This is a genomic window from Candidatus Enterococcus ikei, from assembly GCF_017316105.1.
GTDB classification, from domain to species: Bacteria; Bacillota; Bacilli; order Lactobacillales; family Enterococcaceae; genus Enterococcus_L; species Enterococcus_L ikei.
The window spans coordinates 21,896-47,470 of the sequence record NZ_JAFLWD010000013.1; the positions used below are offsets into that span (position 1 = coordinate 21,896).

The 25,575-nt window shown below is 35.9% G+C and carries 22 protein-coding genes and 1 other annotated feature; of the genes, 6 read left to right on the plus strand and 16 right to left on the minus strand.

Going from position 1 to position 25,575, the window contains the following annotated elements:
- Positions 1-165: 165 nt before the first annotated feature.
- From JZO69_RS06360 to JZO69_RS06375, 4 genes are all read right to left on the minus strand, one after another.
- Entirely contained in the window at positions 166-366 is a 201-nt protein-coding gene (locus tag JZO69_RS06360; protein ID WP_069636133.1) for a cold-shock protein, read from the minus strand.
- A 147-nt stretch (positions 367-513) separates the two neighbouring features.
- Positions 514-1,182: a RadC family protein gene (gene radC / locus JZO69_RS06365; protein ID WP_207112102.1), complete on the minus strand. Its 669-nt coding sequence runs from the start codon at positions 1,180-1,182 to the stop codon at positions 514-516.
- Positions 1,183-1,268: 86 nt separating this feature from the next.
- Positions 1,269-1,928: an HAD family hydrolase gene (locus tag JZO69_RS06370; RefSeq protein ID WP_207112057.1), complete on the minus strand. Its 660-nt coding sequence runs from the start codon at positions 1,926-1,928 to the stop codon at positions 1,269-1,271.
- A gap of 236 nt (positions 1,929-2,164) precedes the next feature.
- Positions 2,165-3,484, minus strand: a complete 1,320-nt coding sequence (locus JZO69_RS06375; protein ID WP_207112058.1) for a bifunctional folylpolyglutamate synthase/dihydrofolate synthase — start codon at positions 3,482-3,484, stop codon at positions 2,165-2,167.
- Between the two features lie 368 nt (positions 3,485-3,852).
- Between JZO69_RS06375 and JZO69_RS06380 the strand changes: the two genes are divergently transcribed.
- Together JZO69_RS06380 and JZO69_RS06385 are read left to right on the plus strand one after the other, a co-directional pair.
- Positions 3,853-6,420: a YfhO family protein gene (locus tag JZO69_RS06380; RefSeq protein ID WP_207112059.1), complete on the plus strand. Its 2,568-nt coding sequence runs from the start codon at positions 3,853-3,855 to the stop codon at positions 6,418-6,420.
- A gap of 21 nt (positions 6,421-6,441) precedes the next feature.
- Positions 6,442-7,035, plus strand: a complete 594-nt coding sequence (locus tag JZO69_RS06385) for a TVP38/TMEM64 family protein (RefSeq protein ID WP_207112060.1) — start codon at positions 6,442-6,444, stop codon at positions 7,033-7,035.
- 57 nt (positions 7,036-7,092) lie between these two features.
- Here the strand turns inward: JZO69_RS06385 and JZO69_RS06390 are convergent, their stop codons facing one another.
- From JZO69_RS06390 to JZO69_RS06420, 7 genes are all read right to left on the minus strand, one after another.
- A complete protein-coding gene (locus JZO69_RS06390) occupies positions 7,093-9,738 on the minus strand; it encodes a valine--tRNA ligase (protein WP_207112061.1) in 2,646 nt (881 codons plus the stop codon).
- 76 nt (positions 9,739-9,814) lie between these two features.
- Positions 9,815-10,034: a binding site (T-box leader), on the minus strand.
- Positions 10,035-10,078: 44 nt separating this feature from the next.
- Positions 10,079-10,570, minus strand: coding sequence for a thiol peroxidase (gene tpx, locus JZO69_RS06395; RefSeq protein WP_207112062.1), 492 nt, complete (start codon positions 10,568-10,570; stop codon positions 10,079-10,081).
- 93 nt (positions 10,571-10,663) lie between these two features.
- A complete protein-coding gene (locus tag JZO69_RS06400; RefSeq protein WP_207112063.1) occupies positions 10,664-11,317 on the minus strand; it encodes a redox-sensing transcriptional repressor Rex in 654 nt (217 codons plus the stop codon).
- A 153-nt stretch (positions 11,318-11,470) separates the two neighbouring features.
- Positions 11,471-12,676 (minus strand): tRNA uracil 4-sulfurtransferase ThiI, encoded by a 1,206-nt coding sequence (gene thiI, locus JZO69_RS06405; protein WP_207112064.1) that lies wholly within the window; start codon positions 12,674-12,676, stop codon positions 11,471-11,473.
- Between the two features lie 3 nt (positions 12,677-12,679).
- Positions 12,680-13,828 (minus strand): cysteine desulfurase family protein, encoded by a 1,149-nt coding sequence (locus tag JZO69_RS06410; RefSeq protein ID WP_207112065.1) that lies wholly within the window; start codon positions 13,826-13,828, stop codon positions 12,680-12,682.
- 147 nt (positions 13,829-13,975) lie between these two features.
- On the minus strand, positions 13,976-15,697 hold the full coding sequence (gene ezrA, locus JZO69_RS06415; RefSeq protein ID WP_207112066.1) for a septation ring formation regulator EzrA: 1,722 nt from the start codon (positions 15,695-15,697) through the stop codon (positions 13,976-13,978).
- 230 nt (positions 15,698-15,927) lie between these two features.
- Positions 15,928-16,593, minus strand: a complete 666-nt coding sequence (locus tag JZO69_RS06420) for an HAD family hydrolase (RefSeq protein ID WP_207112067.1) — start codon at positions 16,591-16,593, stop codon at positions 15,928-15,930.
- 194 nt (positions 16,594-16,787) lie between these two features.
- On the opposite strand from JZO69_RS06420, the gene JZO69_RS06425 reads away from it, so the two are divergent.
- Entirely contained in the window at positions 16,788-18,140 is a 1,353-nt protein-coding gene (locus JZO69_RS06425) for an aspartate kinase (protein WP_207112068.1), read from the plus strand.
- 110 nt (positions 18,141-18,250) lie between these two features.
- On the opposite strand, the gene JZO69_RS06430 is transcribed toward JZO69_RS06425, so the two are convergent.
- The 4 genes from JZO69_RS06430 to JZO69_RS06445 form a co-directional block, all read right to left on the minus strand.
- Complete coding sequence (locus JZO69_RS06430) at positions 18,251-18,772, minus strand: pyrophosphohydrolase domain-containing protein (RefSeq protein ID WP_207112069.1); 522 nt, start codon at positions 18,770-18,772, stop codon at positions 18,251-18,253.
- A 163-nt stretch (positions 18,773-18,935) separates the two neighbouring features.
- Positions 18,936-19,775: a Cof-type HAD-IIB family hydrolase gene (locus JZO69_RS06435; RefSeq protein ID WP_207112070.1), complete on the minus strand. Its 840-nt coding sequence runs from the start codon at positions 19,773-19,775 to the stop codon at positions 18,936-18,938.
- Between the two features lie 36 nt (positions 19,776-19,811).
- The gene (locus tag JZO69_RS06440) at positions 19,812-20,645 is read right to left on the minus strand and encodes a DUF72 domain-containing protein (RefSeq protein ID WP_207112071.1); all 834 of its coding nucleotides are present in this window, start codon (positions 20,643-20,645) and stop codon (positions 19,812-19,814) included.
- Positions 20,646-20,843: 198 nt separating this feature from the next.
- The gene (locus tag JZO69_RS06445; RefSeq protein ID WP_207112072.1) at positions 20,844-21,608 is read right to left on the minus strand and encodes an acyl-ACP thioesterase domain-containing protein; all 765 of its coding nucleotides are present in this window, start codon (positions 21,606-21,608) and stop codon (positions 20,844-20,846) included.
- Between the two features lie 450 nt (positions 21,609-22,058).
- On the opposite strand from JZO69_RS06445, the gene JZO69_RS06450 reads away from it, so the two are divergent.
- The 3 genes from JZO69_RS06450 (at position 22,059) to JZO69_RS06460 (ending at position 24,776) form a co-directional block, all read left to right on the plus strand.
- Entirely contained in the window at positions 22,059-22,904 is an 846-nt protein-coding gene (locus JZO69_RS06450) for a helix-turn-helix domain-containing protein (protein ID WP_207112073.1), read from the plus strand.
- A gap of 206 nt (positions 22,905-23,110) precedes the next feature.
- Positions 23,111-23,695, plus strand: coding sequence for a lytic polysaccharide monooxygenase (locus tag JZO69_RS06455; protein ID WP_207112074.1), 585 nt, complete (start codon positions 23,111-23,113; stop codon positions 23,693-23,695).
- A 31-nt stretch (positions 23,696-23,726) separates the two neighbouring features.
- Positions 23,727-24,776: a chitinase gene (locus tag JZO69_RS06460; RefSeq protein ID WP_207112075.1), complete on the plus strand. Its 1,050-nt coding sequence runs from the start codon at positions 23,727-23,729 to the stop codon at positions 24,774-24,776.
- Positions 24,777-24,909: 133 nt separating this feature from the next.
- On the opposite strand, the gene JZO69_RS06465 is transcribed toward JZO69_RS06460, so the two are convergent.
- Positions 24,910-25,533, minus strand: coding sequence for a recombinase family protein (locus tag JZO69_RS06465; protein WP_207112076.1), 624 nt, complete (start codon positions 25,531-25,533; stop codon positions 24,910-24,912).
- Positions 25,534-25,575 lie beyond the last annotated feature (42 nt).

Here is a 25,575-nt window from a genome sequence, read left to right on the forward strand (position 1 = left end):
AATGATTTTCTTTTTTTAAGTATAAATGCAGGTGTTTCACTAGTAAGGTTACTACTCTCCCTTTGGTCGTCTAGTACTGTTCAACATCTGCTCTGTTTCTCAATCGCAGTGTTTCACAGCAAAAAAAAACATCTGACAAATGTCAGATGTTTTGGAATGGATGAATTAGTTTTTTTCTACGTTTACTGCTTGAGGTCCACGATCTGAATCTTCAACATCGAAGCTTACTGATTGGCCTTCTTCTAAAGTTTTGAATCCGTCTCCTTGGATAGCTGAGAAGTGTACGAATACGTCGCTTCCGTCTTCGCGAGAGATAAATCCGAATCCTTTTTCTGCGTTAAACCATTTTACTGTTCCTTGTTCCATTCTTTGTTCCTCCTCGTGCTTAAGCACTAAATATTGTAACATTGCCCGTATACGATAGAGGGTTTTAAAATTAAAACTTCTATATTGTCCCAAACAAGATTACACTAACATTGTACATGCGAACCCTTATTTTTGCAAGAAATCTAGTTAGTCTGCCGCAAAAAAATTTTCTTCTCTCATGCTGATGTAAACTTGTTCTCCAATGATAATATGATCTAGTACCTCGATCCCCATCATTTTCCCACATTCTTGCATTCTTTGCGTGAAATGAATATCACTTTCCGATGGAGTCGGATTGCCTGATGGATGATTATGAGCGAGAATCAAGCGTGCAGCAGAATACTTTACCGCACTGCGAAAGATTTCTCTTGGATGTGCAACACTTTGGTTCAGCGATCCTTTAAAAACAGTCTCTTGTTTGATCACTTCATTTTTCGTGTTCAAATATAAACAAACCAAATGTTCCTGTTGAAAATCCTGTAATTCGTACATTAAATTTTGAGCAATCTGGTAACTAGAAGAAACCTTGCCTAACTTCATCTGAGTACTCTGCTGAATCCGATAGCCAAACTCAATTGCTGCTCTAAGTTCGATTGCTTTGATTCGGCCAATTCCTTTGATCTCCATCATTTCAGTAAGTGTAGCATTTTTTAATTCATATAGATGATTGAAGTAATTCAAAAATTTAGAAGCGACTTCCATTACATTTGTATTCTTAGATCCAGTTCTTAGTAAAATTGCTAATAGCTCTTGATTTGATAAAGCTTTTTCACCTACAACTTCCAATCGTTCACGAGGTAAACAATCTTCCGGCATTTCTCTAATAAATAATTTTTCTTCTTTAATCAAAAAATCACTCCTTTATACGCTTCTAATAAAAGATACGCAAAGGAGTGCTAAATTTATTTTTTTAAATACGCTGGAGCTTGTGTCAGGCTGTTCAAAATTTCTACTGTTTTTTCTTTGATTTCACTTGTTGGGGCTAATAAGTCTGGTACCATGATTACTGGAATCCCTGCTGCATCAGCCGCGGTTACACCATGAAATGAATCTTCAAAAATCAACGTATTATCCGCTTTTGTCCCAAGATTAGCTAGTGCTTTTTGGAAAATTTCTGGATCTGGTTTTGCTCGAGTCACATCTTCTGCCGAAACAATTCCGGAAAAGCGATTCTTGATTCCAGCACCATCTAGTAATAATTCAATTGCTGGACGGACATTGCTTGAAGCGACGATTCTTGGAATCTCTTGTTGATCAAGAAAATCTAGTAACTCCAAAACACCTTCTTTTAATGGAACTTCACCTGATTCAAAGACTTGATAGGTATCGTCATACGAACGTTGGATAAACTCATCCACTTTTTCTTTACCGAAATCCTGATAGATTCGATGATAATTTTCTTGTACTTCTTCATCTGATACTCCTAAAAACTGCAAATAAACTTCTTTGCTGTATGGAAAGTTCATCGCATCTGCGATTTTTTGCGTTGACTGATAATAAATCAGTTCTGTATCAAATAACAATCCATCCATATCAAAAATTACGCCATCAATTTTTTTCATCTTGTCCTCCTAATTTTAAAAGCTGAACGAGCTCGTTTAGCTTTGACTGAAAAATAGGAAATTATGACTGAGATGCTTTTTATCTCATTCATTAATTTATCTTTTTTCCGAAAAGCTAGCTCGTGAAGCTAGATATGATCAAAAGCTGAACGAGCTGGTTGACCCTGGCTGAAAAACAGGAAAATCTAAATAAGGTGTTCTTTACCTCATTTAGGTTTTCTCTTTCTCTCAATAACCTACCCCTCATCGTCTGAGCCTAGATTCAACAATAATTCACGTACTTGTGAAACAAAGTAAAGGGATCCCGTCACTAACATCAAATCATCTGCCGACATTTTTTCTAAAATCTCACCCAACCCAAATTGCCACAATGAAACGATTTCCGTTTTATCATCTTCAAAATGTTCCATTTTTGTTAAGTCGATTGCTTTTGGATAATCGAAGGTTGTCAAATACAAATGGACATTGGGTACTTTTCTTAATATAGCAATCATTTGCTCGATATTTTTCGATGCTAAAGCTGAGAATAAGATGTGGATTTCTCGATTTTGAAATTCTTTTTTCAGATTTTCAGCTAAACGACGCATCGCATGATCATTATGAGCACCATCCAACACAATCAACGGTTCATCGCTGATTTTTTCCATTCGAGCTGGCCATTGCGCCTGAGTTAAGCCTTGATACACATCTCGATCCGAAAAATTGATTTGCTGCATTTGACAATAAAGATAAAATAGTTGAATGGCCACAGCCGCATTTTCTACTTGGTGACGCCCTAACAACGGGACTTTTACATTAGGTAGTTTTCCAGATTCTCCATAAAAATGAAACACTTCACCCCAGTTTTTATCTGGATGCAGATATTCAACTTTATAATCTTTATCATAACGGTATACTTTACTGTGTTTTTCCCTAGCAACTTCATCGATCACTACAAATGCTTCTTCTTCAATATTACCAGTCACAACAGGAATTGTTTCTTTAATGATCCCAGCTTTTTGAAAGGCAATTTTTTCAAGCGTGTCACCTAAAATTTCTGTGTGATCTTTGCCGATCGTTGTAATTGCTGTCAGAAGTGGTTTGACTACATTGGTGCTATCTAACAAGCCACCAAGTCCGACTTCAATGATAGCGATATCTACTTGTTCATCTAAAAAGTAATCAAGTGCCATAACAGTCAATGTTTCAAATTCAGTGATTCCTGCACTCTCCGGCTGTTGATCCATTTCTTTAATTAATTCTTGGTATTTTTCTACATATTGGATAATGTGAGCGTCTGTTATGCCACGTCCATTAATCGAAATCCGTTCGTTAAAATGCTCAATATATGGAGAAGTAAAGGTTCCCACAGTAAGCCCTAATTCTTCTAACATACACCGTAGATAAGTTACAGTCGAACCTTTTCCATTCGTACCAGCAATATGAATGGTTGGTACTTTTTCTTCTGGATTACCGACTCTTTTTAATAATGCTTCCACTCGATCAAGACCTGGTCTAGAACCAAATGGCAGTCTGCTATGGACCCAATCTATTGCTTCTTCTATCGTTAATGACATTTTATCAACTCCTCATCTTCTATTATATCGAAAGCAAGAATGCTTTTCACTAATTAAAGACTTTAATTGCATAAATCATTGATTTACTATAAAAAAATAGACACAACAGACTTCAAGCTTTTAAATAGAAACAATTATGATAAAATAAACAAGGTTCTATGTTCAACGTGAACATAAATTCTTTTGCATCAAGACCTAATCCCATGATAGACTAGAATCTTAGAAAGAAATTCAATAAGTTTCATTTTGTAAATAATTCGTTTTCAAAAATAGAATTGTGGCAGGTAGCTCGTTTGGTTTTTCAGGATCGATTAGACCTTTATCCTAAAACAGTTACAAATCATTAGAATAGAGGAGCAGTATAAAATATGTCAAAATCAAAAAAAAGTTTATTGATCGGCGGTAGTTTTCTTCTTCCGTTTTTATTATTGATCATACTTTGGTCAATTTTAGGTTTAGCACCTTTTGGAAATAATAATCTCTTAGTTAGTGATCTAGGTACACAATACATGCCGTTTTTAAGTGCATTTAAGCAATTTTTCCAAGGTGAAACTTATTCACTTTATTCATTTTCCGATGCACTTGGCGGAACGATTTTACCTCTAAGTGCGTATTATTTGTTAAGTCCATTCAATATTTTAGCGTTGCTGTTTTCTTATGAACAGCTACCACTTGCTATCTTACTGATTATTACTCTAAAAATTTCTTTTATGGGTAGTTCGATGTTTTATTATCTTCAAAAAACATATCAGCAATCTACATTTGCAACGTTGCTTTTTTCGACTTCATATAGTCTATGTGGGTTTGTGACTGTCTATTGTTTGAACTTTATGTGGCTAGATGCATTGATTTTACTGCCTTTACTGGTATTGGGGATTCAGCGGTTATGGGATCATAAGAAGTATGTTCTTTATTCAGTATCATTATTTTTAGCAATTGTTACAAATTATTATATGGGGTATATGCTCTGTATTTTCGCTGTGTGTTATAGCTTTTTTTGGTATTATCAAAAAACGGAAACGTCAGAAAAAAAATCTGTGTGGCACTTTATCAAAGAAGGCCGCTTGTTCTTTGTGACTTCCTTTTTAACAGGGATTAGTACAAGTTTTATTTTGATTCCAGCTATCGAAGGGATGTTAGCGACAAAGAAGACAAGTTTTGATTGGCATACATTTTTGCCTACACCCAATTTTGGTTTTAATTTTCTTTCGCAACTAGGTCTTGGCAGTGTTAATTTTGAGTGGCGCTTAGAGCATTTGCCAACGATTTTTTCTGGACTATTGATGGTCTTACTTTTTATTGCATATTTCCAACTATCCACGATTTCTAAAAAGGAAAAACTTGGAGTAGCCTTTCTAGTTGGATTTATTTTCTTGAGTTTCTGGTTAGAACTTGTTAATACGATTTGGCATATGTTTCAAAGTCCGGCGGGATTCCCTTATCGAAATACATTTATCTTTAGTTTTTTGATGATAAAGTTTGCGTATGAAGCGTTTCTGAAATTAAAACAAGGAGCTACATTAAGTATTGTCGTACCAAGTGTCTTTTCTGCGTTATTGATTATTGGTTATGTGGCGCTAAAATTTTCAAAAGAAAAAATTTTTTTGTTATCCGATCATTATTTTCTTATCAGCCTATTTGGTATTTGGCTAATATATAGTCTCATTATTTTAAGTCAAAAAACACGAGGCCTACAACAGATTGGAATTTATACAGTCCTATTCTTAATTGTCTGCTCTGAATTAGTCTTTAATTTTTGGATTAGTTTTAAGGACATCCCTTTTGGTAATCAAGAAAAATTTGCACACACGTATCAAATTCAAGATACGATCATTTCTGATTTGCAAAATAAACAAGGGGATTTATTTCGGATCAAACAGACGATTGACTCTGATGATGCAGGATATCGCGAGAAAAATAATGGCTATAATAATCCGATTTTATATGGTTATGCTGGTGTTTCAAGTTATACCTCAACCTTGGATGCTAAAACACAAGATACGCTGCATGCGCTAGGTTTATATCAAAAAAATGATCGTAGAATCGCTTATGTTGATGAATCTCAAGTTATCAATTTACTTTTAAATGTGAATTATCAACTGACACCAGAGCTGAAATTACACCAAGAAAACCTGTCAAATGATCCATCGACAAATGTTTATGAAAATAATGAAGCAATTGGTATGGGCTTTTTAGTGCCACAAGAATTCGGTGAGCTGAAATTAGCTAAAAATCAACCGTTAAAAAATCAGGAAATGATTTTGCAACAAATACAAGAACGGAAGCAAACTTATTTTCAAGATACACAAAACGTAGCTTGGACTGCACAAGCAGATAATAACTATACCCTTACTACAAAAACAACAGCAAATGGGGAACTTTATCTTTATGCTCCAGAAATCGACTGGAAGAAAGTCACTTCTTTTAAAGTAAATGGGGAAAAGATTCAGCCAGCTGTTTATATCGTAACAAATCAATTGTTTAATCTTGGTTATTTCAAAAAAGATGAAGTTGTACAAATCGAATTTGAGTCTGAAAAAGAAGTTGGGGAACAAAAAATTGAATTAAAAACGTTACAGCAAGAGGTATTCGATTCATTTATTACCAAACAAAAAACTCAAGCGATCCAGCTTGACCAAGCAGTATCGGGCACATTAAAAGGAGAAGTCACAGTTACAGATTCAGAGAATTCATTGCTATACTTAGCAGTGCCTTACGATAAAAATTGGCGCATCACAGTTGATGGGAAAAAAGTTAAAGCGACATCTGTTTTAGGGAATTTTACAGGAATTGAATTAACTTCTGGAAAGCATCACATCACGATGCATTATCAGCAACGAAATTTCATTGTGGGATTTTTGATTAGCATTTCTGTTCTTTTAGGCGTATTATTTTATCAACTATTAAAACGATTTAAGATACGAAAATCGAAGTAACGGTGAAAGGAAACTGCAGCCATGGGGAAAAAAATTCTAAAACGAATTATCTATGTACTGCCGATTATAGGAGTTATTTGTTTTACTGGTTTAGTGATTTACGGTTATTATAAAGGTATTTTTCATTCTGTTCAGTCTTTACATGATTTTATAAATCAATTTGGAGAATACGCGATTTTGATCTTTATCTTTTTGCAAATGCTCCAAGTGATTGTGCCGATTCTTCCAGGTGGAATTTCAACGCTTGTGGGTATGCTGATGTTTGGCAGTATCCCAGGGTTGATTTATAGTTATATCGGTTTGATGATTGGTGATGTTATCGTCTATTGGCTGGCACGTTATTACGGAAAACCATTTGCTCAGTTGATTCTTTCTAAGAAACGGTATTTAAAATTTGAAAAAATGTTAGACCGTCCTGAAAAGGGCATTAAGAAGTTAATGATTGTTACGTTGTTGGTTCCTTTTGCGCCAGACGATTTGACTTGTTTAGTTGCAGGGCTAGCTGAGCTACCGTTTAAGGAATATATGAAAGTCTTGTTTATTTTTAAATTTTGGTCAGTTGGAACTTATGGATATGCGTTGTTGTTCTTGTTTAATCGGTTTTTGATTAGTTAGAACAATTAAAAAAGACAGAAATGGCATAAAGCATGTCATTTCTGTCTTTTTTGTTCATTAATTCACTGTACGTAATTGTGCAATTCGTTCTTTCACGACTACTTGTTTCTCTAGATAGTCTTTTTCTTTTGCTTTCTCAGCTTCTACAACATCATCTGGTGCATTGGAAACAAAACGTTCATTCGCTAATTTCCCTTGAACACGTTTGACTTCTTGTGTCCATTTATCTAATTCTTTCTCTAGACGAGCAATTTCTTCTTCCACGTTGATCAAACCAGCAAGTGGTAAGTATAGTTCTGCTCCTGTTAACACAGCTGACATCGCTAATTCAGGCGCAATAATATCACTTGCAATTGTTAACTCATCTGGATTACAGAAACGCTCAATATAATTTGTATTGTCGATCAAAAATTTATCAACAGCTTCATCACTTGTTTTGATCAATAATGTGATTGGCTTAGAAAGTGGTGTATTCACTTCAGCACGAATATTTCGCACTGCACGAATCACTTCTTTTAAGACTTCCATCCCACGAGCGGCTGTTTCATCTGAAAATTCTTCGTGAACTACAGGATAATCTGCAACAACTAAGGATACACCTTCATGCGGAATATTTTCCCAGATTTCTTCTGTCACAAACGGCATGATTGGGTGTAATAGACGTAAAATTTGGTCTAATGTATACACTAAAATACTACGTGTTGTTTGTTTTGCAGATTCATTTTCGCCATATAGAATTTCTTTACTCATTTCGATATACCAGTCACAGAAATCATCCCAGATAAAGTTATATAACTGGCGACCTGCTTCACCAAATTCAAAGCGGTCAAATAAATCAGTAACACGTGCAACTGTTTCGTTTAGACGCGTTAGAATCCAGCGGTCTGCTACAGTTTTTTCACCACTAAAGTCAATATCTTCATAAGACATTCCTTCAACATTCATGATCACAAAACGACTAGCATTCCAGATTTTATTGATAAAGTTCCAAGATGCATCCATTTTTTCATAGCTGAAACGCATATCTTGACCTGGTGTTGAACCATTTGACATAAACCAACGCAACGCATCTGCCCCATATTTATCGATGACTTCCATTGGATCGATTCCGTTACCTAGTGATTTACTCATTTTACGTCCATCTTCTGCTCTGATCAAACCATGCATCAAAACATTTTTAAACGGCGCTTTTTCAGTAAACTCTAAGCTTTGGAACATCATACGGCTAACCCAGAAGAAGATGATATCGTAACCTGTCACTAATGTACTTGTTGGGAAATAACGTTGATAATCAGCTGCTTCCTCATCAGGCCAACCCATTGTTGAAAACGGCCATAAAGCAGAACTAAACCAAGTATCTAATACATCTGAATCTTGGGTCCAATTTTCTGCATCTGCTGGTGCTTCCATACCAACGTACATTTCTCCCGTTTCTTTATGATACCAAGCAGGAATTTGATGTCCCCACCATAATTGACGTGAAATTACCCAGTCATGAACATTTTCCATCCAACGTAAGAATGTTTGGTTAAAGCGTGGTGGATAAAATTCTACTGCATCTTCTGTGTCTTGATTTTTGATGGCTTTTTCAGCAAGTGGTGCCATTTTAACAAACCATTGTGTGGATAAACGAGGTTCAACAACTACACCTGTACGTTCTGAATGTCCAACACTGTGATTCATTGTTTCAATTTTAATCAAGCGACCCATTTCTTTTAGATCAGAAACAATCAATTTACGTGCAGCGAAACGATCCATCCCTGCGTATTTACCAGCTAAATCGTTCATAGAGCCATCTTCATTCATGACATTTACACGAGGTAAATCATGACGGTTACCCACTTCAAAGTCATTTGGATCATGAGCTGGTGTAATTTTTACCACACCTGTTCCAAATTCCATATCTACATATTCATCCGCAATGATTGGGATTTTTTTGTCCATTAAAGGCAATGTAACTGTTTTGCCAATCAACGCTTGGTAACGCTCGTCATCAGGATGAACCGCGATCGCTGTATCTCCCAACATAGTTTCAGGACGAGTCGTTGCGATTTCCACAACTCCTGTGCCGTCAGTCAGTGGATAACTCATATGGTAAAACGCACCTTCGATATCTTTGTGGATAACTTCGATATCAGATAAAGCCGTTTTCGCTTTTGGGTCCCAGTTAATGATGTATTCGCCACGATAGATCAAGTCTTTTTCATATAAAGAAACAAAGACTTTGCGGACAGCTTCTGACAAGCCTTCATCTAAAGTGAAACGTTCACGGCTATAATCTAACGAGAGACCCATTTTTGCCCATTGTTCACGGATATGAGAAGCATATTCCTCTTTCCAATCCCACACTTGCTCTACAAATTTTTCACGTCCTAAATCGTAACGGGAAATATCTTGTTCTGCTAATTTTTCTTCAACCTTTGCTTGTGTTGCAATACCCGCATGATCCATTCCTGGAAGCCATAAAGTATCAAAACCTTGCATTCTTTTTTGGCGGATGATCATATCTTGTAATGTTGTATCCCAAGCATGACCTAAATGTAGTTTACCAGTCACATTTGGTGGTGGGATTACGATTGAATAGGGTTTTGCTTCTTTATTGCCGTTTGGTTTGAATAAATCTTGGTCCAACCATTTTTGATAACGGCCTTGTTCCACTTCTGTGGGCTGGTATTTTGTCGGTAGATTTTTTTCTTCTGACATACAGGTTCCTTCTTTCTGTTTTTAATTCAAATTATGGTAGTGATGAACATGCAAAAAGCCCTAAAATACTTTCGTATTTTAGGGCGTATAAACATTATACGCGGTACCACCTAAATTGTGCCTGACTATCCAAACACCGCTCATTCGTGAGGTAACGATCACTACTCGAATCATTCTACTGAATTCAAATCATTGACTCCCAAGCTACCTTCTTACTGGTTATGTGAAAATCTTCCACCAAATGATTTTCTCTCTATGACGATGCCAGTAGTACTCCTCTTGTTCACGGTCTTTGTTACATTTTAACATTGAAGTTGAATAGAAGTCAATTTGAAAAAAATTAGCGAACTGCTTTTACTTGTTCTAGCGCAGTAGCATAATCCGGTTCTTCCGCAATTTCTGTAGAAATTGCTTCATAAACAATCTTGCCTTCTTTATCAATAATAAAAATGCCACGAGCTAAACGACCCATTGCTGGAATAAATAAACCATAAGCTTCGCCAAATGTTCCTTCTGTATCATGAAGAAGTTCCATATCAACGCCTTCAGCTGCACACCAATTTGCTTGTTCTTCTTTTGTATTGTTAGAAATCGTGATGAATTTTACGCCTTCTACTCTAGCAGCTTCTTGATTGAATCGTTTTGTTTGTAATGAACAAATTCTCGTATCGATATCAGGTACCACGCTGATCAAAACTGGCTGTCCTGCAAAATCAGATAAGTTTACTACTTCGTCATTTAAGTTCTTTAGTGAAAATTCTGGTGCTTTTGCATTGACTTCAGGTTGTACACCGACTATTTCTACTTCTTCGCCTTTTTTTGTTACTTTCATACTTCTTTTCCTCCTCTAATTTAAAAGCTTAACAATTTCTCTATCTCTTTTTAGTATAGAGGAAGCAAGGATGGAAGACAAAGTTCTTGCCTTTTATATTTTAGTTTTTGAAAATGTTTCATCAAAATAAATCAATGTCTGCAGTTCAGTCGTCAAATCAATATATTGAACATTTACATCATGTGGTACAGTAACACGATCCGGAGCAAAGTTTAAGATCGCAGTAATTCCAGCATCAACGATTTTGTCGATCGCTTCTTGCGCAAATTGACTTGGAACTGTGGAAATCGCTACTGTTACACCTGATTTTTTGATTTCTTCTGCTAAATTTTCCATTGGTTGGATAATAATGTCATCGATCGATAATCCGACTAGTTCATCTTCTATATCAAATGCACACACAATGTTCAAATTTTCATTTCTTCTAAAATTATTTTTGACTAATGCTTTACCTAAATTACCACAACCGATCAAAGCAATTCGCTTTTCTTCCTGAGTATTTAAAATATGGCTAAAAACATCAATTAAATAAGGTACATCATACCCATAACCACTACGTCCTAACTCCCCTAAGTGAGAAAAATCACGACGGATCGTAGCTGGCGGCACTTGGATCACATCACTAAATTCTTTAGACTTGATCCGTGTCACTCCAGAATCTCCTAACATTTTTAAATAGCGTAAATACAGTGGCAATCGTCTTGCAGTTGCTTTTGGCATTTTTTTTTCTTTATGTAATTCTTTCATTTTCTAGCCTCCTTGTTACTTATTTCACATATATAGTTTAGCATGCTTCGAGAATAGGAGCAACTTGTTTGTGAAAAATATAACTGGTATTAGAAAAACCTAATAAAAAAAAGAACAGATTCGATAGCGTTATCAAGTCTGTTCTTTCAACTTTTATAGGAAATCAGAAAATTCTTCGTTCTGTTCACTTGTTTCAGTTATTTCACTAACTTTCAGCCCTGCCATTGATCGAGTCATCAATCCTTCAATATCTAAACGAGCTTCATAAGCTTGGGCTTTGTCTAGTTTTGGTCTGGTTTTTGGCTGAGGTGGAGCAAAAATTGTACAACAATCTTCAAATGGCTGGATCGCTAATTCAAACGTATCGATTTTTTCTGCAATTTCAATAATTTCACCTTTATCCATTGAAACAACAGGACGAATGATCGGCGTAGAAGTCACTTCATTGATCGCTACCATACTTTGTAAGGTTTGTGAGGCTACTTGTCCTAGTGATTCTCCATTGATGATCACTAATCCTTTTCTTTGTTCACGAATGGCATCTGTTAAGCGTAGCATCATCCGGCGAGTCACCGTCATTAGATAACCTTCTGGCACGACTCGTTTGATTTCTTCTTGGATTTCAGTGAATGGAACTTCAATAAACTGGATACTACCAGCGTAAGGCGCAATTTTTGCAGCTAAGTCCTTAGCTTTTTGCAATGCTTGCTCACTTGTGTATGGTGGGCTGGCAAAATGAACGGCTTCGACTTCGACACCACGTTTCATTGATAAATATCCAGCTACCGGCGAATCGATTCCACCAGAAAGCATCAACATGCCTCGACCGCCTGTTCCAACAGGTAAGCCACCAGCACCACGAATTGTTTCAAAGGAAAGATAGGCGCCTTCTTTACGGATTTCAACACGAATTTCGATATCTGGCTTTTTCATTTGTACAGCTATTTCTGGAAACACCTCAAATACAGCACCGCCAAGTTCTCTGTTTAATTCATTTGTATCCAATTCAAAACTATGATCTGAACGTTTAGAGGTGATTTTAAATGTTTGCCCTGGCTGATAGGCAGATTTGATGATTGTTTGGACCATTTCACGAATGGCCGGCACTGTTTTTTCTACACGGACACTTGGAGAAAAGTTTTGAATACCGAAGACTTTTTCTAATTTAGGCAAAATTTGTGCGCTGTCTTCACCATTTAATAATAGATGCATCCGGTCTCGATCAGCATGGATTTTGACAGCTGGGAAATCTCCGAGTACTCTTTTGACGTTTTGTGCTAGTTGAGAGATAAATACTTTTCTATTTTTTCCTTTAGTTGAAAGTTCGCCGTAGCGAACCATAATTTCTGTATAATTCATGTTTTAACCCCTTATTACTGAGAATTTTTTATACAATTGATTAAAGATAATCATAAACTGTTCTGCTTCAGCGATCGTATTACTTTCGTCTAAACTAACTCGAATAGCCGATGTTGCCAAGGAATCTGGAACTTTCATCGCATGCAAGGTACTACTTGCTAGTTTTTTCCGACTAGAGCAAGCACTTGTGGTTGACGTATAGATTTGTTTTTCTTCTAATGCATGAACAAGCACTTCTCCGCGAATTCCTTTTAAAGCAAAACATAAAATATGAGGTGCAAAATCATCTGTTTCTTTTGAAAAGACTGTAACATTTTCATATGCTTGTAAGGCTTCAATCAAATAACGCCGAATCAATGCTGTATGTTTTGGTTTTTCCGCTTTTTTATCTGTATACAAACGTAAAGCTTTTGCCATTGAAACAATCCCGGCAACATTTTCCGTGCTGCTTCGTTGGTTGTTTTCTTGTCCGCCGCCATTTAATAGTGGTTCCAATTTACGACCATGTTTCCAATAAATAAAACCGACTCCTCTTGGCCCATGGAATTTATGGGCAGAAAACGTGGCAAAATCTACTCGGGGAATTAGCCACTGTTCTTGACTGATTTTTCCGATTGCTTGAACAGCATCAACATGAAAATGAATCGTTGGATATTCAGATAAACAATCACTGATAGCTTGGATCGGCTGGATCGAGCCAATTTCATTATTGACTGCCATAACTGAAACAAGAATCGTATCTTTACGAATTAGTTTAGCCAGTTCGTCCACTTTCACAAAGCCGCGTTCATCAACTGGTGCAACCGATACCTCAAAACCATTTTCGGCTAATTGACTAGCAGTTTCAGAAACCGCAGGATGTTCGATATTTGAAATAATAATATGACGTCCAAAAGACTTTTTCTCTAAAGCCGTTCCTTTCAAAACCCAATTGTCACCTTCTGTACCTCCGCTAGTAAAATAAATTTCATTTGATTTCACTTGGATCAAATCAGCAATCTGCTTGCGTGCTTGTTCTAGCAAACGATTAGCCTGAGTACCTAAATCATGTAAACTAGATGGATTGCCAATAATGCGTTGGCTGACTTTTATATATGTATCTAATGCTTGAGGATAAATTGGTGTTGTTGCACTGTTATCAAAATAGATCATCTAAAAAACCTTCTTCTTTTAAAATTCTTTCCTATTATATACTTTCTATTTTGGTAGTTCAACCAAACGATCAGAATTCCTTAAATAATAAAGAGAAACAAGCAAAAAGACGAGACCATTGTCCCGCCTTTTTTGCTTTACTTGATCTTACATTGCATCAAGATTATTAAAGTAGAAATCTTCGATTCTTCTAAATGCTCCTGGCTCCACTCGTTCAAGGGCAGTTCCAATTTCATCTAAAGCATCTTGATATCTGTATTCTTTTGAAAATAGTTCTAAACTGTTTTCCATCGCAACGCGAATCGCTTCATGTGTATGGCGATAACGGTTTGCATATTGCATCATTTGCTCTGTTAATGCAGCAGAGTTAACTAAATCTTTGGTTTTCTTATCTAGTAATTCTAAATCTTCATTACAAAGATCAGAAAGTTTGTTGATTTCTTCCATGTTGATTCGGATTCGGTTTAAGGCTTTACTCATCTCTTCAATACGATCTGTTGCGACAAAGAAGAATTCTAAGTAATCAGCTGGTAATCCAGGTAAACGTTGTTTTTCAACATAACGTTTGATGTTGCGTAAACGGAAATCATATTGATCAACTTTTTCTTGTGCAGCTTTTTCACCTTTGCGTAGTTCTTTTAATGAGTCATCGATTTCAACTTGTTGATTTTCAATGTCATCCAAAATCTTGTAGCAATCTTTGAAGAATGCTTGTACTTCTGAATAAGGAATTGTATGTTCTTTCATTTTTGGTTCAAAGTCTTCGTAACGGCGAATCAGTTCTTCGATTTCTGTTTGGAAACCTCTTGAACGACCTAACTCGTTATGGTTCAATGTATAACTTTGAGAGGTGTGATCAAGTTCGATCATTAATTGACGATTGTTTTTCAATGCGTGAGCAATGTAATCTCCCACAACTTTTTGGTTTGTGAATACATATTTCTTAGCATTGATCTCACGTTCCATGATTTCATATAACGCATCAATTGCATTCGCTGTATCACGATTTGCCACTTCAACTGCATCAACTTCAGTTTTTTCTAAATCAACTGTTGAATTTTTTACACGTTTTTGGACACGTCTTAATTCATCTTCAAAATTCTTTTCAGGGAACACATAGTGGTCGGCACGTAGACGTTTGTATCCTTCCTCGATCTCTTTTAATTGATCTGGAAATGTTCGGTTCAATTCGTCATATAATGGCGGAATGCGTTTCATCACATCATCTAGTTCGTAAGTATGACGTTCAGCATTTTCTAAAACCTCACGCGCTTCGATCGGATCTCCAGAAGTATTCAATGTCACAAACTGGGTAAATTCGATTTCGATATTTTTGATTTGTTTTTGTAGCTCAGGATAAGCTGAACCAAATTCTGATTTTTCATCATGAAGTAATTTACTGATTTCTTCATAAACATCTAAAGCTTTTTGCACTTCAAGTGAATTACGTTCTTCACTTTCACGCAGTTCTTTTAGACCATTACGAATAATCTCAACTTCTGATTCCATCTCAGTCATTGTCTCGTCAGCTTCAGCTACTGCTTTTTTCGCTTTCATAAAACGGAAGGTTTCATTTAAGTTTTCAACTTCAAATATCTGACTTTCTAACTCTGCAAAAGAACGAGTAGAAATCTCAGTCCAACGTTGATTCCATTCTCTAAATGTGTTCTGACTTTGACCAACCATGTGCATCTTTTTGACATCGTCGACCTCTTCAATCACTGGTAAGTCGAACAGCTCTTCTTTCCTCTTTTCCAGATCATCGAGTTTCATTTGATTTTTCTTTCTCATAAAATAACCAACTAAATACAAAACTGCTGCGATGATTATTATAGCTAAAACTACGATAATGATCAGATTATTCTTCATTCATGGTTCCTCCGTTTATTAGTCCATATATGATCATGCAACGGCTGATAAATAACAAAAACACGATTATCTGCAGTCACACTATTCTCTTATCTACTTAAATTTGCTTAAAAACACCTACAGAAAATTATATCACAAACCACTCAATCAAGCACTAACTAATTGTATTTTTTTAAGAAATGTTTTGACTTTGTAATATTGTAACAAATTTTTGGCATTCATTTGTTAGTTTAACCGATTTTCTCTGCCTTTTGCAACTTTTTACACATATCACTTAATGTATCCAATTGTCTATCCGCTAATTCCTGATTCATACCAAAGTGAGTGTCTTTCACAGCCCAAACAGTCATGCCTGCGTCATGAGCAGAGCGAATCCCTTTTTCAGAATCTTCAATAGCTAGACATTTTTTAGGATCAAGGCCTAATTCTTGTGCTGTATGCTCATAAATTTCTGGAGCTGGTTTGCTTTTCTTAAATTGCGAGCCACTTATGATCACATCAAAATAACTCGTTAATTGACCGACTTTCAATACTTCTTGAATCGCATCCATCATTGATGATGAAGCTAAACCGATTTTATATCCTTTTCTTTTAAGAAATTGTAAAACCCGTTTTGCATCTGGATCAATCGAGTTACTATAGTCAATCGGATGTTCACTTTTATATTGAAGATACTTCTCGCTCAAAAAAGCCTCATCGTATATTGTATCATTAACTTCAAAAATCGTCTTCCATAAACTACGCATATCTGCTCCGACAAATAATGGAATTGGGATTTCTTCAATAGATAGACCATATTCATTGAGGAAGGCTTTTCTGCGTTGATAATAAAACTCTTCACTGTCGACCAATACCCCATCCATATCAAAAATAATTCCTTCATAATCCTGCGTCATTTTGGCGCTCCTTTTTTACCTATTCTCGTTCAGCTCTACCAGTCTAACAAAAGTTTGAAAAAAAATGAAGAAATTTATTGAAAAACAATTGAAAAGAATAAATATTTGTCATTTTTGCGGTTGCTTTTCGGGCAATAGTTCGGTATTCTTTTACTATTATAATGAAAAATCTATTAAAATTAGGAGTGAAAAAAGTGAAAGTCATAAAATTTGGAGGAAGCTCTTTAGCTTCTGCTACACAATTAGAAAAAGTTTTACGAATTGTAAAAGGAGATCCTTCACGAAAGTTTGTCGTTGTTTCAGCTCCTGGTAAACGTTCTTCTGAAGACATTAAAGTAACCGATTTACTCATAGCTTATTACAATGCTTATTTAAATAATGAAAATACCACGGAACTTGTGGAAAAAATTGTTGGTCGTTATGAAGGAATTTTAGATGAGTTGGGTATACATAAAGAGATTTTGGCTGATATTCAACAAGCTATTCAGTCATTAGCAACCTTACCTAAAAAAGATAATCCTCATCTTTTTGATGCTTTTTTAGCTAGTGGTGAAGATAATAATGCTAAATTAGTTGCATCTTTTTTTCAACAGCGTGGATTAAATGCACGTTACAAAAACCCTTTAGACCTTGGCATCATCGTATCAGATGAACCTGGCAATGCACGTATTTTGGCTTCGTCTTCTAGTAAAATCAATCAGTTTAAAGAAACAGAAGAAATTTTAGTGATTCCTGGTTTTTTTGGTTTTACTGAAGCCGGCGATATTTGCACATTTTCTAGAGGTGGGTCAGACATTACTGGATCGATCGTTGCCGCAGGTGTGGCAGCCGATATTTATGAAAATTTTACTGATGTCAATGGCATCTTTGTCGCTCATCCTGGCATTATTCAAGAGCCAAAAACAATTAAAGAACTAACCTATCGTGAAATGAGAGAACTTGCCTATGCCGGTTTTGCTGTGCTTCATGATGAAGCTTTGATGCCTGCATATCGCGCCAACATTCCTGTAGTCATCAAAAATACAAATAATCCTGAACATCCTGGTACGTTGATTACAACTTCTAGGACGATTAAACATGACCCCGTCGTAGGTATAGCCAGCGATCAAGGTTTCGCCAGTATTTATATTAGTAAATATTTAATGAATAGAGAATTAGGTTTTGGTCGTCGGTTACTACAAATCCTGGAGGAATTAGGCTTGAGTTATGAGCATATGCCTTCTGGAATTGATGACATTTCGATTATTTTAAGAGAACGTCAATTAACGATAGAGATTGAAGAAGAATTAATGGAACGTTTAGAGCACGAACTTGAGCCTGATGAGCTGAGAATCACACATGGCTTATCAATGCTGATGGTCGTTGGTGAAGGAATGCGTCAACGAATTGGGGTTATGGCGGATAGCACAGCCGCATTAGCTTTTAACAAAATCAACTTAGAGATGATCAACCAAGGTTCTTCTGAGGTCAGTATTATGTTTGGTATCCGAGAAGACCAAGAGAAAAAAGCAATCCAAGCTTTATATCACACATTTTTTGATGTCTAGTTAGTATATAAATCAAAAAAAAGAAAGCTCATATTTTGAGTTTTCTTTTTTTGTTTTTTTGGTTTAATCGAGTGCTTCTCAATACTTACCTCTGGAATCCTCGATTGAGATTACTCTGCTTCAGCAGCCTTACGTTGCCGCTCTAATTCTGCTTTTATCTTGGGTTCCGGCGCAAAATCAGCCTCCCAATTATCTGGCTTTAGGACTTTATGCGTCACTGGATGATAATGAGGTTTTCCATCTGGAAATAATTTCCCCATATTGGCTTCATGAACGATAGAAAATATTTCTGTTGGGTCAACTCCTAGTAAAGAAAAAGAACCATATGTAAAATACAATAAATCGATCAATGCATCCACTTGCTCCACTAATGGTTCAGTTACTTCTTTTTCTTTGCTAAGCACCTTTTTTTCCGCCTGATCGACCGATTCTTTTAATTGATTTACTAACTCTTTGAAAACGACTGGATCATTATTTGCAGCTCCATATAAAAATTCAACCAATTCTTCCACTTTAAATCCCGCTCGGTCGGCTGCTTGTTTAGCAGAAAATAATGTTGGGGTTTTCGGTCTCCGATTATCAAATAATGTATGAAATTCTTCTGTTTTTTCAAATGGATTATCAATTTTCATTGGGTTCCTCCTAAATATAAAAGTGAAATAGGCTCTTTCAGCTCCGACAGAAAAATAGGAAAATATGTTTGTGACGCTTTTTGTCACAGGCCTATTTTATCTTTTTTCCGAGGAGCTAGCCCACGTAGCTAGATAACATATGGTAATAACTTTAGTCCAATATCTAAACAATCACACCATAATGCAATAACGCCTGGTAAATACCAGCTTCTTCATTTGTCTTAGTCACATATTTTGCAACTTTTTTTACTTCTTCTTCCGCATTGCCCATAGCCACACCAAAACCCACACCGCTTAGCATTTCTAAATCATTCCAGCTATCACCGAAAGTCATCACTTCATCTAATGAAATATCAAAATATTCAACACATTTTTGGATTCCTACTAACTTTGAACCGCCGACTGGAATAATATCTACCGTATAGGGATTCGAACGTGTTATCCGACAATCTGGCAATTGTTTTTCCAGGGCTAATTCCTCTGATTTTGGGCTTAAAAGAAGACATTGATAAATCGGTTCTTTCAAAATATCAAGCTTGTGATATCTCTGATCTTTTCTATGAATCGAAAAACGGCTGATCATATTTTTCACTAGCGTTGCTGGAAAATGTTTCGGCAAAAATCGCACAAGTTTTTTTGCCCATTTCTTTTGACCAAAACGCATCAATGAACTACCGTCCATGCTCTGCCGACTGCCAAACATGATTTGACGGTGAAACTGGTCAGAAAACAACACAATCTGATTCAACGCTTCCTCAGAGAAATGCTCTGCATGGATCGTTGTCTCATTTGTATATACTAACTGCCCATTGTACGTGACAAACACATCAAAATTCAACTCATCGATTTGCTGATTTAAGTGAACTGGACCTCGTCCTGTTGCAACACCACAAATAATTCCTTGTGCTTGAGCTAATGCGATCCCACGCTTGGTGGATTCTAGTGCCTTAGCATTTTTAGTCACTAAGGTACCATCGATATCAAAGAAAATAGCTTTTATCATAGGATTCCTTTCCTTGGTCAACCTAATATTTTTCTATTAAAACAAACCCATTTGTTTAGGATTTAGATTTTCATACTCCAGTTTTAGCGCTGCTTTCATTTCTAATAAATTCCCTGCTGCGTCGCCACCTGAATTATTGTTAAAGATCACACCGACTTCTTTGGTTTCACGAGCGACTTTTTCCACAGCTTCACTTAAATCTGCTATCTCATCTGAATTGTATCGGTATAAAGTACGCTTTTTGCGCCAATCTTTATCATTTGCCATCCAGCCTGCGGCATTACGACCATGAAAACGGAATAGCGTAAATTGGTCATTTGTTACAAATGGATAAAACGGCACTGGATTCGTAGGAATTTGGGGTTCGTCAACAACAACAAGTGAAAAATCGTTGTTTTTCATAAATGATAATGTTTGTTTGATATATTTTGCTGTATACCACGAGCCATTTCGTAACTCGATTGCAATTGGAAAACCTAAAAACCACTGTCGAATCTTCTCTAAATACTGAACATTTTCTTTTGTACAGCTAAACGTTCCAGAAAATTGGATTAAAAAAGCAAAAAGCTTACCGCTTTCGGTCATCGGTGTCATACTCGTCAAAAATGCCTCAACCATCTCTTCTTCACTTTGATAATACTGCTGCCATTCTCCCTGACAGCTGATACCGCTATAGACTTTCATCACAAACCGAAAATTTTCAGGAACTGATTTTGTCCATTCTCTTACAGACTCTTGTTTTGGAATGCCATAATAGGCTGTATCCATCTCGACAAGCGGTAAATATCCTGCATATTCATATAGCGTGGAACGCTTTTTCCCAGTTAATTTATCATGCTCATTAAAAGAAGTTAGACCTAATCGAATCATAACGTAATTTTTCCTTTCTATTTCTTCTCAAGTTTCTATTATGTACATATTGAATGATTACTTATTCTTGTTTTATTTTATATCAAAAAAGACCTAGACAAAACAAAAAGTTGTCTCGATCTTAAATAAAAAAGAATACCAAAAGGAACGAGGCTGGAATTCACAAAAATTGGAAGAATAATCTTCATGAATTCCTTCTTATTTCTCGGAGCTAAAGACTTTTGACTCATCCTCTTTCCACTTCATATTTGCTTCACAATAGATTTGACCATCGATCCGAATTTCATGGCGTGTTGTTTTTCCAGATTCTGTATCAAGCATTTCATAATGACTTTCTACTACTTGACCATATTCTACCTCTTTATCGAATTTTACATTAATAAATGTTGGTTCATTCGTACTCAAGAAATCATAACCTAAAACATCTAGCATCCAATTGAAGTATATCGCATTATTAACATGCTGATTTCCATCAATATCAAAATAGCGTACACGATAAGGTAAAAATTCCCCATCTTCTACTTTTTCGATTTTTTCACTGCGATAAATTTTCTTGATTTTTTCACTTTCATACGGCGCAATAATTTCAGGCAGAACACTGCTCATTTTGCGATTTTCTTTATCCATCAAGACAAATGTAGACTTGATCAATACGCATTCGTTTCCTTGTTCATCATGAATCCAAAAATTCCGATAACAAAAATATTTATTATAAGCGACAGCTTGCGTCGTAACAGAGATGTTTTCTCCAACTTTAGGTAAACGCGTAATATGGATCTCATAATTGGTAATGACCCAGCCAAGGCCAAACGAAGCAACGAAATCAGCACCTCGCTCTAAAGCATCGCTTTGTTCTTCAGATGTTTTGATCACAACAGCTAACATTGAAGGAATTGTCATTTTCCTTGTGATATCCCCATCGTAATATGCTACTTCATAAGGGGTTGTATATTTTTTTGCCACTGGATCTCCTCCTTTAATGTTCCAATAACTAACTAAATTATAACATAAGAAACTGAGTTGATAAGATATAAAAACCAGTCACTGGATCTATTTTCCCTAATTCTTCGATTTTATATTTTTTTGTAAGAAACATTTTAATTAAAAAAGAATAATTAGCTATATAATGATATCTTTCCGATACAATTCAAAAAAACTTTTTAAACTTGACAGATAAATAATCTCAAGTTAAAAAAAGTTTTCCTGCCCTACCTATTTGTTAAATAAAAGCCTCTATTAACTAATTTTTTCAAACTATACGTGTCCTGTATTTCCGTAGCCAAGCACTTCATTCACTAGCTCCAAAAGCGTTTCCATCGTTATCCCTCCAAAAAATTAGTTGATTCTAAAAGAATAATACCATACTATTATATAAAACCAGAACTATAAAGCATAAACATAGAGGGGAAATTTATGAGAATCAAAGGAGACATTATTCGTACAGTAAGAAAACAAAAAAAATTGTCGCAAGTCACTTTAGCCGCTGGAATTTGTACACAGGGAACTGTCAGTAATATTGAAAATAAGAATGTTTGTGACAGCCTTGAGATCCTTGATGCCATTTGTAAAAGACTAAACCTCAGTCTGGAAAGTGTATTAGATGATAATGATGAAAAAAAGTTAACCTCTTTATTAAATCATGTAGAAGAATTATGCAATACATTTAAACATAAAGAAGCTCATGCACTTTTGAAAGAAACATCCATCAATGTGGCTGATTTTCAAAATAAAGAATTGGAAATTCGCTGGTTCTATTTTATGGGGATCACTAATTTATTAGGATTTAACAACACAACGGATAGTTTATTTTATTTTTATCGGGCCGACGAACTTGGTGATTCAAATTCTATTTATGCCATTCTTTCTGTCAACAGCTTAGGCATTGTCTATGAAATGGTAGACGAATTGGATAAAGCACAAGTTTACTACGAAAAATCAATCGATATGCTTCGTAAAATGACGATTACGGTACCAATCGAAGCAACTAAAATATTCTTTAATACCGCTAAATTTTATTCACTCATCAAAAATTATAAAATGGCTTATGATTTGGCTTCAGAAGGTATGGAGTTAAATAAAACATACCAATCACTATATATGCTCGATCTGTTAGCTTATGAAGCAGCTTTTAACGATTTTATGAATTCATCAGCCATAACTACACCAGATTTTAGCAGTGCTAAAGTCTTTGCAGCCTTTAATAATAATAAAAATTTATTAGCTGTCATTGCTAACGATGAAAAAACGTTAGTCCGTTAAACGATCATCACAAAAAAATCAGCCGTGAGAACACTGTATTCAGTGCCTACTCCTCGGCTGATTTTTTTAATTTTTCAAAAAATCCAAAAGAACTTCTCACTAAATTATCATATTAAAAATGGTAGCATATCATTTGAATAATACATAACATTATGTTATATTCCAAATTGTAAGCGCTACAAAAAATACTTTTAGGAGGAATCACAATGAAAAAAGCAATGCTGAAAACAGTCCTTACACTAGGTATACTAGCAGGAGGATTATCTCTTTCATCTACTGTCACACATGCCCATGGATATGTCTCATCCCCAGGAAGCCGCGCGTACTTCGGCAGCTCTCAAGGTGGAAAAATCAATAAAAATGTTGGTCGTGCCGAGTGGGAACCTCAAAGTATCGAAGCAACTAAAAATACATTTATTCCAGGAAAATTAGCTAGTGCAGGTGTTAGTGGGTTTGACCCATTAGATGTTCAGACAACTGATCGTTGGCATAAATCAGATATTACAACAGGACCTCTTGCAATCAATTGGACATTAACAGCCCGTCATAGAACTTCCACATGGGATTACTATATGACAAAACAAGGTTGGAATCCAAACCAACCGTTAGATATCAAAAACTTTGATTTAATTGGCCGTGTTGATGATAAAGCAGCAATTCCAGAAGCCTCTGTCAATCATACGATCACAGTCCCAGCTGATCGTAAAGGGTATCATGTCATCTATGCAGTTTGGAATGTTTACGATACAACAAATGCTTTTTATCAAGCAATTGATGTCAACGTAAAATAATCAATAAAACAAACGAAAAGGAGATACGCCTATGAAAATCAAACAATTAATTCCAGCTGTTTTACTTATTTCAGGTGTTTTTGCCGGAACATTCCTTGCATCAACACCAGTTGAAGCAGCAGATTCGGCCAGTGAAATGGTGAGTGTAGCAAATAAAAAAGTCCTTGTTGGCTATTGGCATAACTGGGCTTCTAAAGGTAGAGACGGCTACAAACAAGGAACTTCCGCAAATATTTCTTTAGCAGAAGTGAATAAAGCTTATAATGTAGTGCCTGTATCATTTATGAAAAGTGACGGTGTCAGCCGCATTCCAACATTTACACCCTATAACAAAACAGATGCTGCTTTTAGACAAGATGTGGCAACACTCAACAGCCAAGGTCGCGCTGTCCTACTTGCTCTAGGTGGTGCTGACGCTCATATCCAATTAAAAACGGGTGATGAACAAGCTTTTGCCGATGAAATTATTCGACAAGTAGAGACCTATGGTTTTGACGGACTTGATATCGACCTAGAACAATCAGCAATTACGGCTGGTGATAATCAAACAGTCATTCCAGCTGCTTTGAAAAAAGTTAAAGAACATTACAAAGCACAAGGTAAAAATTTCATCATCACTATGGCACCAGAATTCCCTTACTTAAAACCAGGTGGTGCCTATGAAAAATACATTACTTCTTTAGAAGGTTACTATGACTATATTGCGCCACAGTTGTATAATCAAGGTGGAGATGGTGTTTGGGTAGATGAAATCAATAAATGGATTCCACAAAGCAATGACGCTTTAAAATACGAATTTCTCTATTATATGTCTGACTCTATGATTCATGGCACACGGACATTCTTGAAAATTCCAAATGACAAACTAGTTTTAGGCCTGCCAGCTAATGTTGATGGTGCTGGAAGTGGATATGTCATCGATCCAACAGCTGTTTATAAAGCACTCGATCAATTAGCAAAAGATGGTAACCCAATCAAAGGGTTGATGACTTGGTCTGCTAATTGGGATGTTGGTACAAATGTAAATGGCGTATCTTATAATAATGAATTTGCTACAAGATATTCCCGAATTTTACAATAAATTTCAAGAAGAGGTTGGGGCAGAAGTGTTTAACTTCGGGAACCAAGCAGTTGCTTTTGCCCCCACCGTGTCTTCGGATTTAGAGCCCGAATCAAAACTGATTTTTAGTTTTTTCTCGGGCTCTCTTCTTTTTCTATTTATGTTTGCTAGTACTAACTAATAACTCATCCAGCTTAGGTGTTTCACCTGTTTTTTTAGTTCGGTAAATACCGTCTTTTCTTAAGTGATGGTAAATTGTTGAAATAGAAATGCCGCAGCGTTTCGAAATTTCATCAATTGGTATATCCGTATTATGATACAAATAAATAGCTTGATTAACTTCATTGACCAGTGGCGGACGACCTAAGATAACCCCATTTTTTTTAGCTGCACTTAAACCTGCTAAAACACGTTCACGAATCAGTTCAGCCTCCATTTCAGCAAAAGCACCCATGATGGTAAAAAAGAAGCGTCCCATTGGCGTAGATGTATCAATATTATTTTCAATACTGACAAAATTAATATTTTGATCATTAAATTTTTCCAACAACATCAACAATTGTTTGGTTCCTCTAGCAAGCCGATCCAATTTAAAAATTACAAATGTATCTCCAGGTTTCAAAATATCCAATGCTTTATTTAATTCATTCCGATAGACTTTTCGTCCGCTTTCATGTTCCTTGAATATTATATCCACACCATATTCTTCTAATGCCTGTTGCTGAGAATCAAATTTTTGATAATGTGTGCTGACACGCATGTAACCAATAACTGTCATCATCCTCTCCCCTTTCTTTCCGCGTTGCCTACCATGCCTCAG